This is a genomic window from Arcicella sp. (genome assembly GCF_964672035.1).
In genome coordinates this window covers 1-12,786 of sequence record NZ_CBABQS010000014.1, presented here as the reverse complement: position 1 = coordinate 12,786, position 12,786 = coordinate 1, and the positions used below count along the sequence as shown (strand labels likewise).

The following is a 12,786-nucleotide window of genomic DNA, read 5'->3' as shown; positions in this document are numbered from 1 at the left end:
ATCATTCGCCCATTTTGGTTATGTTACGAATAAAAATTAAACGCCCTTAATCGACAAGTTTACACCCGCCGCCATCGACAAATTTCCATAGTTTTGAAGATTCTTTACCGAAGCATTTGCACTTAGCGTTACGGTATGTCCCCTACAAATTTTTGCATTTTCGGTAATAAAAGGCACACGTCCACACGACCAAGTTTTCTCATCGTGCCAACTGCCCGTTTTTATCGTACAAACTTCATCCGTAAATAACGAAACGGTATCAAAAGAAGTATTCAAAAACAACGAAGCCGCATCCGTTTTACTTCTGCCAAACCAATCGGTTAAAATATCCCAATAAATTCTTCGGAAGTCAATTTGCATTTTCAAATCTTGGTTACCCACCGATCCATTCAAATCAGTTGGGAGGTTTGAATATCCCCCAATATTAGGGTTTCTGCCCACCGATTGGCGTTTTATACTCGACCCAAAAACAAATATGGGTGCTGCCACTCCGTGGTCGGTTCCCACACTTGAATTAGAATTGGCTCTTCTTCCAAATTCAGAAAAAGTAAATCCTGCTACTTTGTCTTCTACGCCTCTTTGCAGTAAATCATCCTGAAATGCTTTAATTCCTGCGGATAACTTTCCTAATAAAGTCGCATGATTTCCTAAACTATTATTTGCTCCTCCACCCGATTGTACTTGGGCAGAATGGGTATCAAATCCGCCAATCGAAAGAAAATAAACCTTTGTTTTTAATCCTCCACCCACTAATCGGGCAACGATTTTTAGTTGGTCAGCAATCGAATTACCCGTTGGATAAACTGGTGCCGGCGTGATATTTCCTGCATTGTGTGCTGCGGTGATTTCAGCTGAATAACTAACAGCTAAGGCTTGTTGTTGGCGTATAAAAGTTACTAAATCACCCGCTTCACAGCAGGGTAAATCAGTGGTGGTTGCTCCAACTCCTCCGCTTACCAAGGCAGCATAACTGGCAGGATCATTGATGGCAACTGCCATGGATTGATTACTTCCCAAAAGCGTAGTAGAAGTCAAATAGCCAATCTGAATGGCCAGCGGGTCTTCCATAACGGCATTTGAGGCATCTCTATCAGTAATAGGAGGCGCTGGATAATTAGCAAAACGGTCTTCTAAATATCTGCCTGCCCAACCCGTATCTGCTTGTACGGCTGCATCCGTAGCAGTCATCCAAATATCCGTGGCTCGGTAATGTGAATAACTCGGACTTGGATAAGAAACCGAGTGTACCACCGCTAATTTACCATTATCGTGTAATTGCTTCAACCCTGTCATGCTTGGGTGCAAACCCGTTGTACCATTTCCAATTGACAAAATGGAGGCTTGTGGAATGGCAATATTACTTCTGAGCGCACTATATTGTGAATATTGATCAAGCGGAATTACGGTATTTAGTCCATCATTTCCACCATTTAGATAAATAATTACCAACACACGGTCTTTGGCAAGGGCATCAGTTTTCATTAAAGATTGAACCAAAGAAGAATTGGCTCCGAAGGCTTTCACCCCAAAACCTCCTACCATGACAGGTAACAAAAAAGAAGAAGAAGCTGCAAGGAAATCTCTACGTTTCATATTTTTATAAGCTTTGAGCATTGGGCATAAGCCGCTATCTTTTGAATTTTAAAGGATTATTTAAAGTTTTTCAACAAATACTAAACTCCGCCATTCTGAGCAAATATTTCATCAAAGCATCCAATTTTGATTTTACCGTATTAATATTGGTTGTGGTAGGGATTGATTTATAAGATGCCCACTGGGTTGTCCAATTAGACCTTTGTTGCCCAATCATCAAAATAGTATCAATCAAAAATATTTTTTGATTTGCTGAAAGTTCAGTCGCAAACAAGTTCATCGTTACTAAATCCACAATATGAACACAGTTCGTAACATCATAATTTGGAGGTAACGGAATCGAGGGATTATGAGCAACATTAGCAGTATCCACCATTGCCAACATATCAATTTTGATGGCAACCAGTGGCGTAATTCCTGTAACAAGGGTTCGCCCCGTGATTAATTTATCCGTAAATGAATTACGCAATCCAACTTGTGTAGTATTTATCCAATTTCTGGAATAACCCGTTTGAAAATAAGCATCATAGCCAAAAACCGTTGGTTGGTCGAGTAATGCCATCTGCATTTCGGCCATTCTATCGTAGAGATATTGTGCATACGCTTTATGGTTTTTGACGCTATTAATAAGATTTGCGGAATCAATAACGGGCACTGGAAAATTGAAGAATCGATAAGCACCGACCACAAATTCAGCGGGGGATTTGATAATGGCTCCGAGATTGGCAATGTCATAAAAATGCTCTGAAGCCAGTAATTTTTGGATAATTGGTTTTATTTCAAAAGTCCTTCCCGTTATTGGATCTACACTTTTGAAAGTATTTGCTAAAGAAGCAATTACATTATCTTCAATTTCTTGCGTAACATTTGGATTTACAAAGAAACGGTACAATTTTCTACAAATAAATTTGGGTGTTTCTGGATGATCAAAAAGCATATCCAAAAGGGCATCTACTTCAAATTCTCCTGCATTAGTATATCCTGGATATACAGCGGGCGTATTAATTATTACTGACCGATAACTTGATGAAAATGTTTTAGATGCTGTATCATGTCTGGTTAATGTGAATTTTTTGTCAACAGCCGTTGTCGTGTTGGCATAAAAATTTGTGTACTGCCAACCCGTCAAAACTCTGGCGGCGGCTTTTACATCATTCTCTGTATAATTATTATCACCTGCAAAGTTTTTGGCTCCCACTACAAATAATTCCTGCAATTCACGGGCGTAATTTTCGTTTGAAGCCACTCCTCCAGTTCCTTTCGTATTTTCATTACCATTCAGAAATTTTAACATAGCGGGTTCGTAGGTAATATCACGAACAAAATCCTTAAAATTTTCCAAAGATTTACTTCTAACTTTCATAAAATACTTATAAATAGCTCGGTATTCATCAACATTCGCTTCGCTTGTAACGAAATGATTTTGCCAAAAAAGCGTCATTTTATCAATAATAGAAGGATTGCCTGCTTGCGCTGCCATCATATTTGTCCACCAATATTTGTAGTAATATCGAAAATCAAAATTACGAGAAAGCGAAGAATCATACGTCGTATTTACATATTCCTGTCCAACCGTTATTTTCGTCTCATTCAAATCCACGGGAGGTAATGGAATATAATTAATATTGTTAATAAGATTTTGAATTGCCGTTGAAGCATTCAAGCCAGTAAAATTGACAATTTCTGTTTGGGTGGGTCCAAAAGTTGCTCTACGGAGCAGATGAGCCACTTGTGAGGTCGTAAGTGGCTGAGCATAAGCGTTCAAAGAATAATTCATAATTCCAACAAGTTAAATTTCTGAAAACACAAAAATGATTAAATGTAATGGGTAGAAAAGAAGAAAGTATTTGAAAAGTAGGTAGAAGATGTTTTGGGGGTTTTATATATTCTTATAAATTTAGCAATAAAATTTATGCTTCAAAATCCATAATATCAAATTATGTTAAGAATTGAGTAATCGGTAAATTTGTAATAGTTATAGGTTTGTTTATCCACCCTCGCATTTAAAAATACCATATAAATGAAAAAACTCGTCTTTTTATTACTCTTAATTTCTTTCAAAATCCATGCCCAAAAGCCATTAACTGCTATTTTAGGGGCTTTTAGAGATGAAGTGAAATTATTGGAAGATTCCATTCAAAACAAGCAAGAAGTGACTGTAAAAGGTATTCGCTTTGTAACAGGAGATTTTCGAGGACAGCCAGTTGTCGTAGCACTCACGGGTGTAGGAAAAGTGAATGCCACCATGACCACCACCATTTTATTGATGAATTGGCAACCCCAACAATTGATTTTCACAGGCATTGCTGGTGGTGTAAATCCTGCTATTTTGCCCGGAGATATGGTCATTGCCAAGTCCACCATTCAGCATGATTTTGGAAAGATAACCCCCGAAGGCATGACAGTTTGGAATACCAGAAATCCAATTGATGGCGTGGCAAATCCGATGTACTTTCCTGCAGATTCTATGTTATTATTGAAAGCCCAAAAAGCATCAAATCGAACGAAATTTAAGGAAATTGAAGGGCGAAAAATAAAAGTAATGTTGGGTATCATAGCTACTGGTGACGTTTTTGTCAATTCTGATGAAAAAGTAAAAATACTCCAAGAACAAGTAAAAGCTGATGCCACCGAAATGGAAGGAGCCGCCGTTGCTCAAGTTTGTTATGAACTAAAAATTCCCTGTTTAATTCTACGTAGTATCAGCGACAATGCCAACTCAAAAGCCCATGTGGATATGAATGTTTTTGGTTCAATTGCCGCCTATAATTCTTCCAATTTGGTATTGGGGATTTTGGGGGAATTGTGAGGTTTTTAAAGCAAAATAAAAACCCAAAAAGCCCCCGCCAAAAACGTGGGTTTTTGTTTAACTTTATTCCCCCGTCTTACGTTACATTTAAGACAGAATATTAAAATTACATGGCAAATAATAATTCAGACATTACAGGACACGAGAATATCGAAATTCTTGGTGCAAGAGAACATAATCTTAAAGATATTGACCTCACTATTCCACGCAATAAGTTAGTCGTTTTCACAGGAATATCTGGCTCTGGAAAGTCCTCACTGGCTTTTGATACCATTTATGCCGAAGGACAACGCCGATATATGGAGTCGTTTTCGGCGTACGCTCGGAGTTTTATGGGCAATATGGAACGTCCCGATGTCGATAAAATCAATGGACTTTCGCCCGTGATTTCGATTGAGCAAAAGACGACTTCCAAAAATCCACGCTCGACAGTTGGAACCGTTACAGAAATTTACGATTTCATGCGTTTATTCTACGCACGAGCGGGCGAAGCGTTTAGTTACGTTACGGGCGAGAAGATGATTAAGCAATCTGTCGACCAAATTATTGACGTGATTCTGCAAGATTATCAAAATCAAAAATTAATTATTCTTGCGCCCGTCGTGAAAGGACGTAAAGGTCATTACCGTGAATTATTCGTTCAAATTGAGAAATTAGGCTATACAAAAGTGCGTGTGGACGGCGTAGTGATGGATATTCAGCCTAAAATGCAACTCGATCGTTTCAAAATTCACGATATTGAAATGGTCATTGACAGAATTATCGTCAAAACTGAAGACCGTTTTCGTTTATCGCAGTCCGTGCAAACGGCTTTGAATCAAGGTAAAGGCATCATGATGACTCGTGATGAAAAAAATGAGGTTCGTAATTTTTCCAAATTCTTAATGGATCCCGTTTCTGGCATCAGTTACGACGAACCTTCACCCAATAATTTTTCCTTCAATTCACCTTATGGTTGGTGTCCAACTTGTTTGGGTTTGGGCAAGGTTGAGGAAATTACCGAAGAATCCATTTTACCAGATAAGTCGCTAAGTATCAACAAAGGAGCCATTGCTCCGATTGGCGAATACCGTGATATGTGGATTTTCAAACAATTAGAAATTTTACTAAAACCGTATAAAGTCAATCTTACCACGCCCATCGAAAAATTCCCTACCGAAGCCATCGAAGTGATGCTTTACGGAACGGATACTCCCGTGCCTGTTCCTTCCAAAAAATACGAAGGCACGGATTGGAATACGAAATACGAAGGCATTGTAACATTTTTGAAACGTCAGCAAGAAACGGGTTCGGAGAAAATTCAAGACTGGATAAAAGACTTTATGGTCGTGAATACTTGTCCCGATTGCAAAGGTTTGAGATTGAAAAAAGAGTCGCTTCATTTCTTGATTGACCATAAAAATATTGCTCAATTAGCCGAAATGGACATTGCTGAATTGGCAATATGGTTCACCGATTTAGAGCCAAGAATGAACGAACGCCAAAATATAATTGCCAAAGAAATTTTGAAGGAAATCAGAAAAAGAATTGGCTTTTTGACAGGTATCGGCTTGGAATATTTAACGCTAAACCGGTCATTACGAACACTTTCTGGCGGAGAAGCCCAACGTATTCGTTTGGCTACGCAAATTGGTACGCAACTAACCAACGTGTTGTATATAATGGACGAACCAAGCATCGGTTTGCACCAACGAGACAACGTAAAATTGATTCAAGCCCTCAAGGATTTGCGTGATTTGGGCAATTCTGTTCTCATCGTTGAACACGACAAAGACATGATGTTGGAGTCGGATTATATTGTGGATATTGGCCCAGGAGCAGGACGACATGGCGGGGCAATTGTGGGACAAGGAACGCCCGAAAATTTCTTGAAAAATAACTCGACTACGGCTAATTTTTTGAGTGGAAAAATTGGCATTGAAGTTCCGAAGAAAAGGAGACAAGGAAATGGTAACTCATTGGTTATCAAAGGAGCAACGGGTAATAATTTAAAAAATGTTACGCTAAAATTGCCTCTGGGAAAAATGATTTCGATAACGGGTGTGAGTGGTTCGGGGAAATCTTCGTTGATTCACGACACGATGTATCCGATTTTGAACCGTCATTTTTTTTACGCCAAAAAAGAACCCATGCCTCATAAATCAGTGGAGGGTTTAGAGCATTTAGACAAAGTAATTGAAGTTGACCAATCGCCCATCGGACGCACGCCACGCTCGAATCCAGCTACTTATACGGGTATGTTTACGGACATACGCACCTTGTACGCAGAGTTGCCCGAATCCAAAATTAGAGGTTACAAAGCAGGGCGTTTTAGCTTCAATGTAAAGGGCGGACGTTGTGAAGATTGCGAAGGTGCGGGCATGAAAAAAATCGAAATGGAATTCTTGCCCGACGTTCACGTAGCCTGCGAAACCTGCAAAGGAAAACGCTTCAACCGTGAAACGCAGGAAGTTCGTTTTAAAGGAAAATCAATCGCCGATGTATTGGATATGACGGTGGAACAAGCGGTAGAATTCTTTGAAAATCAGCCTAAAATTGCCCGTAAAGTACAGATGCTCAACGAAGTAGGTTTGGGATATATCACCATCGGGCAACAAGCCACTACGCTGTCGGGAGGAGAAGCCCAACGAGTAAAATTAGCCGAAGAACTCTCGAAAAGAGACACAGGCAAAACCATGTACATCTTGGACGAACCCACGACTGGACTCCATTTTCAAGACATCAAAAAACTTTTGGAAGTCCTCAACCGATTGGCAGACAAAGGCAATACCGTGTTGATTATTGAACATAATTTGGACGTAATCAAAGTATCCGACCACGTAATTGACATCGGTCCAGAGGGAGGACAAAAAGGCGGAAACATCATCGCAGAAGGCACACCAGAACAAGTAGCGAAGGTGAAAGGGAGTTATACGGCTAAGTTTTTGAAGGCAGAGTTGAAGGGGTAGTTTAGTAGATTGAATATATTTTTTATCTAAACTTCGAAGCTGTCCTTCGGAACGTCTCGAAGAGAATGATTCAATCAACCCATAAATTTATTATCATGTATAAATTTATAACAGTCCCTTTGTTATTTTTAATAGTAATCAACCAGGGGATTTCTCAAATAAAAAAGGGTTATTTTACCATTGATGGGAAAATAAATTTGCAGGCAGGAGAAGCATTTTTAATGCCTATTGATTTTCACTATTATCCCCAAATAGATAATACTTATCAAATCAAAGATTCAATCATAAACGGTTATTTTAAATTTCAAAATGCGTTAGTGAATCCATCCTGTTTTCAAATCGGAGTAAAAGTCAAGGGTGAATTAATTTATCTTTCAGATTTTTTTATGGTTGATAAAGGCTACCAAACCATTGAATGTAATGTTGATTCATTGAGAAAAATACCTAAAATTTTCAATAAAAGTAATGCTGAATTAGGTAGGTATCTTGAGAATTTTAATAAACTCAAGAAAGAAAAATTTAGTTTAAGTGAGGATTATAGTAAGCTCAAGCATATATTTAACGATAAAATTCCTGATAGCCTTTTACAGAAAATTTCAAAGAAAAGAGTCCTATTGATAAATAATAGAAATAAAATTTTGTACGATTACACAAAAAAGCACCCAAATTCTTATGTGGCTATGTGGGAGTTAATAAAAAAAATGACAGAAGGTTATAGTCCAATTTATGATTCAATTTATTTTCAATTTTCTGATAATTTAAAAAATACTTTTGAGGGTAGAAAATTGGGTGAAAATTTGAAAGATTCAAAAATAACTTCGATAGGTCAAACATTTCCAAGATTATCTCTCTTGGATACAAATCGTGTACTCAAAAAAATATTCAAAGATTTAGTTCCGAAATACACATTAATAGATTTTTGGTTCAGTCGATGTAGTCCATGTATTCAGCAATTTCCTAAATTAAAAGACCTTTATCAAAAATACAATAAGGAGGGATTTGATATAATTGCAATATCAGTCGATAAATCTAATGATTTTAATGACTGGAAACATATAATCCGAGTTCAAAATTTAATTTGGAATCAATTTTTAGATGAAAATGGTTACAAAACTGAAAAATTATCAATTAGCATTTTTCCTACTAATTTCTTGTTAAATGATAAAGGTATAATTATAAAAAAAAATATTAATACTGATGAATTAACACTATTTTTGAAGAATAGCCTATAGATTATACAAAATATAGGTAATTTTTATGCCCTTGTTGGTCTTCATTTTGAGAAGAAAAAGTTGCCAGCCGTTGTGCGGTGTTTTCCACCCACAACACGTGCGACAGCAATCACCAAGTATGAGAGTAAGATATTTTTTATTTACATAATACACTGAATATTTGAAACATACATAGATATTTGTGTGGTTAACAAATTGCTGTCGCACGTGTTGTGGGTGGAAAACACCGCACAACGGCACAAAAACACTTTTCAAAAAGAAAATTTTTGGAACGATGAGTTAATAAATCTTGAAAATGAAATGTTGTTTTGTGCTTTGAAAACTTCTTCATAATTTCAGAATCAAACAATTTCACAAACCATACAATAAATCATACAACCAAAAACAATGAAAAAACAATTCAAAAATTCACTCTCAATACTTCTATGTATTGTATGCACAACCCTAACAATTTCAGCCCAAAGTGTTGAAGGTCGTTGGGATATTACCATTACTAAAGGCGATAAAAAAATTCCGTCTTGGTTAGAAGTAAATCATTCTGGGGTCAAATACCTCAATGGGCGTTTTGTGGGCAGTGGCGGGAGCGCCAGACCTATCTCACGGGTTTATTTCAAGGATAATAAAATGTCTTTTGCCATTCCGCCACAGTGGGATAAAGAAGATAAAGACCTCACCGTAGAAGCCGATTTGAAGGACGGAACCTTGGTGGGTACGATGAATCAACCCAATGGTGAAGTTGTCAATTTTGTAGGCGTAAAAGCTCCGAAATTAATTAATAAAACCGAACCAGTTTTTGGAAAACCAATGGCTATTTTTAATGGCAAAAACTTGGATGGTTGGCAAATTATTGGAAGAGAAGACCGTCCTGCGGCAGGCGAAAATCAATGGGTTGTAGAAAATGGTATCATGAAAAGTCCAAAATCTGGGGCAAATATCAGAACTACTAAAACTTTCAATGACTTCAAATTGCACGTTGAATTTCGTGTGCCAGCGGGTAGTAATAGTGGCGTATATCTGCGTGGGCGTTATGAAACTCAAATTACGGATGGCTACGGATTAGAACCATCATTGATTGATTTGGGAGGAATCTATGGTTTTATTAAACCTTTAGAATTGCCTGCAAAAAAGGCGGGGGAATGGCAAAGTTTTGACGTTACTTTGGTGGGAAGAGTAGTGACGGTATTGTTAAATGGCAAAACAATTATTTATAAATCTGAAATACCGGGCATAACGGGTGGAGCGATTGATAGCAATGAATCAGAACCAGGACCAATCATGTTTCAAGGCGACCACGGCCCCATTGAATTTAGAAATATTACGATTGCCTCGGCGAAATAATTTATTTTTTACTTCGATTTAAAAAATAAAATTATGTGCGTGTTTTACGGAAGTCGTCGTTTTGAACGACGACTTCCGTTGAACCCTCTCTAACGATGTAAAGTCGTATCTGTCCTTGATAATTGAATGCGTTGTGTTCCTTGATAATTGATTGGAACATTAATAAATATTCCTCCACGACCCACCTTCGCATTACCTTGAACCTTCACTCTAACGTTCGGATTAAGAAAGATTTGAGCCGTATTTGCCAATAAATCAGTCATTGATGCCTGCATGACAAATGGCACAAAGGTTGTATCTAAGGGCGGTAAACTCACTACTTCGCTCATAGAAGTATGCCCTAAAAGTCTATCGTTAAAAAATACATCCATTTCCGCTTGTTTGACATTCAAAGCATATTTGTTGGGATTGTAGAATTTTATATCCGACATAACAACATTATTTTTTGTACCTACTTTTCCCAATCTGAGGTTCTGATAACCCAAATAAGTGGGTTGAATAGGTTTACTGCACCCGATGGCAAAAAATAGTATGATGGAAAAATATCCAAAAATTGCTGTCTTGTTTTTCATTTTTTTAATTTAATACTGTACATATATAACGGTAATCTACCTAAAAACTTATGCCAGTAAAAAACTTAACGCCTATACTACGAGAACTTTTTGTAATTTTAGAAATTATAAACCCAACTTATCTTTTCAATTAAACCATGAACAAAAACCTCCAAAACCTGTACCAAATTGCTCAAAAGCCCGCTCGTAAAATTATCGGCTTGATGTCGGGAACGTCGATGGATGGGCTTGATGTGGCTCTTTGTGAGATTTCGGGGGCGGGAGAAAGTACCGAAGTCAAATTGTTACATTTTGATACGGTTGATTATTCCGAAGAAATCAAAACGGAAATTCGTAAAGTTTTTGCTCAACAAACCATTGATTTTCAGCACCTTGCGTTATTGAATGAATGGATTGGCGTACTTCATGCCACGATGATTTTGGATTGCTTGAAAGCTTGGAATGTGCCTTCGCATGAAGTTGATTTAATAGCCTCACACGGGCAAACAGTCATGCACGCTCCCAAGATTTTGCATCAGCAAGAGAAATTTCCGAATGCGACTTTACAAATTGGCGATGGCGATCATATTGCCGTAAAAACAGGGGTTATTTCTATTTCAGATTTCCGACAAAAACACCTTGCTGCGGGTGGTGAAGGTGCTCCATTAGCCGTTTATGGTGATTATTTTATTTTTGGCAAAAAAGGAGAAAATCGTATTATGCTCAACATGGGCGGCATTGCCAATTTTACGTATTTACCCACAACCATGAATCCAGAGGAGGTTTTTGTGACGGATACAGGAACGGGAAATACACTTATTGATGCTTTTACAAGATTATATTTTCCAGAAAAAGCCTACGATAAAGATGCCGAAATTGCCCGACAAGGTTCGGTAAATCAATTCCTTTTAGATGAATTAAAAGCTGATAATTTCTTCAAAGGTGCATTTCCAAAAACTACGGGTCCAGAATTATTTAGCATTGAATACGTCAAAAAAGCACAAGCAAAAAGTAATACAGAAGATATTTCAGTAAATGATTTATTGGCAACTTTAACTCGTTTCAGTTCCGAGACGATTGCGGAAGCCATTTATTTTACAGTTAATAATACTTCCTATAACATCAAAGATTTCAACGTATATATGTCGGGCGGAGGAATGCACAATCCGTTGTTAGTTGAATGGCTAAAAGAATTATTGCCTTGTAATTTCCTTGAAACCAACGATTTAGGAATATCGGGCGATGCAAAAGAAGCCGTACTTTTTGCTATTTTAGCCAATGAAACGGTTTCGGGTGGTGAGTCAGATTTTGGCTCTCGCCGAGGGATTCCTTCGGTTTCGATGGGAAAAATTTCATTTCCGAATTAGTATTATGGTTGTTATTTAACGTAGGCTGGGTTTTGAACCCAGCCTACGTTAACTCGATAATGATTATGCAACCTTTTACTCGCCGATTGCATCTTATATTTGAATTGCCGACTTATCACCAATTACAAATAACAAATAACTAAACAAAAAAATGAAAACCTCAACTAAATCCATTGTCATTTTATTATTTTTAAATCTTTGTACCTCAGTTATTTACGCACAAAACACTGAAGAAATTCGGAACATTTCCAATTTCAAAGGTATTCGTATTTCGAGTGGAATTGATTTATACATCAAGCAAGGAAGTGTTGAATCCGTAAAAATTGTGGGTGATAAAGATAAAATGGAAAAAGTTATCACCGAAAAAGAGGGTGATGTTTTAAAAATATACGCTGGCAGTAAAAAAGGTTGGTTCAATTTTGATTTTGATTGGAGTAATAAAAAAACCATCAAAGCCTACGTGACCGTAAAAAACCTTAATAGCCTCTCGGCAACGGGTGGTTCGGACGTTTTTTCGGAAGGAAAATTAGATTTAATTAAACTTGATGTGCGAGCAACGGGTGGTTCGGATATAAAATTAGACTTGGATGCCGACGAATTGACTTGCGAAACAACGGGTGGTTCGGACGTGATTTTATCGGGAACTGCCACCGTTTTTAAAGCCTCTTCAACGGGTGGTAGCGATTTGAAAGCCAGCAAATTACGTTCAAATTATTGCAGCGTTTCGTCAACGGGTGGTTCGGATGCCTACGTTTGGGCAGAAAAAGAAATCAGTATTTCAGCAACGGGCGGAAGCGATGTTTATCACAAAGGCGGTGCAAGAGTGGTGAAATCAAGCTCTACGGGTGGTTCGGATATTCATCAGCAATAGTTTATTAGTCAGTTGACAGTTTTTAGGAAGCAGTGAAAAGCACACACGTGAAATAATCAAAAAAAGGCTTCTTGAAT

Annotated in this window: 9 protein-coding genes; 6 read left to right on the top strand and 3 right to left on the bottom strand. The window is 37.7% G+C overall.

The window, feature by feature from the left end; translation table 11 throughout:
• Positions 1-36: 36 nt before the first annotated feature.
• Positions 37-1,593, bottom strand: a complete 1,557-nt coding sequence (locus AC1W31_RS05890; protein ID WP_481733483.1) for a DUF1501 domain-containing protein — start codon at positions 1,591-1,593, stop codon at positions 37-39.
• A 70-nt stretch (positions 1,594-1,663) separates the two neighbouring features.
• Entirely contained in the window at positions 1,664-3,370 is a 1,707-nt protein-coding gene (locus AC1W31_RS05885) for a DUF1800 domain-containing protein (protein WP_481733482.1), read from the bottom strand.
• A 243-nt stretch (positions 3,371-3,613) separates the two neighbouring features.
• Between AC1W31_RS05885 and AC1W31_RS05880 the strand changes: the two genes are divergently transcribed.
• The 4 genes from AC1W31_RS05880 (at position 3,614) to AC1W31_RS05865 (ending at position 9,920) form a co-directional block, all read left to right on the top strand.
• Positions 3,614-4,402, top strand: a complete 789-nt coding sequence (locus tag AC1W31_RS05880; protein ID WP_481733481.1) for a 5'-methylthioadenosine/adenosylhomocysteine nucleosidase — start codon at positions 3,614-3,616, stop codon at positions 4,400-4,402.
• Positions 4,403-4,512: 110 nt separating this feature from the next.
• Positions 4,513-7,350: an excinuclease ABC subunit UvrA gene (gene uvrA / locus AC1W31_RS05875; protein WP_481733480.1), complete on the top strand. Its 2,838-nt coding sequence runs from the start codon at positions 4,513-4,515 to the stop codon at positions 7,348-7,350.
• Positions 7,351-7,445: 95 nt separating this feature from the next.
• Positions 7,446-8,582, top strand: coding sequence for a TlpA family protein disulfide reductase (locus AC1W31_RS05870; RefSeq protein ID WP_481733479.1), 1,137 nt, complete (start codon positions 7,446-7,448; stop codon positions 8,580-8,582).
• Between the two features lie 387 nt (positions 8,583-8,969).
• Positions 8,970-9,920, top strand: a complete 951-nt coding sequence (locus AC1W31_RS05865; protein WP_481733478.1) for a 3-keto-disaccharide hydrolase — start codon at positions 8,970-8,972, stop codon at positions 9,918-9,920.
• An 89-nt stretch (positions 9,921-10,009) separates the two neighbouring features.
• On the opposite strand, the gene AC1W31_RS05860 is transcribed toward AC1W31_RS05865, so the two are convergent.
• Positions 10,010-10,492 (bottom strand): LEA/WHy family protein, encoded by a 483-nt coding sequence (locus AC1W31_RS05860; protein ID WP_481733477.1) that lies wholly within the window; start codon positions 10,490-10,492, stop codon positions 10,010-10,012.
• Between the two features lie 137 nt (positions 10,493-10,629).
• Between AC1W31_RS05860 and AC1W31_RS05855 the strand changes: the two genes are divergently transcribed.
• Both AC1W31_RS05855 and AC1W31_RS05850 read left to right on the top strand, forming a co-directional pair.
• Positions 10,630-11,838: an anhydro-N-acetylmuramic acid kinase gene (locus AC1W31_RS05855; RefSeq protein ID WP_481733476.1), complete on the top strand. Its 1,209-nt coding sequence runs from the start codon at positions 10,630-10,632 to the stop codon at positions 11,836-11,838.
• Between the two features lie 151 nt (positions 11,839-11,989).
• Positions 11,990-12,709, top strand: a complete 720-nt coding sequence (locus AC1W31_RS05850) for a head GIN domain-containing protein (RefSeq protein WP_481733475.1) — start codon at positions 11,990-11,992, stop codon at positions 12,707-12,709.
• The last annotated feature ends 77 nt before the right edge of the window (positions 12,710-12,786 follow it).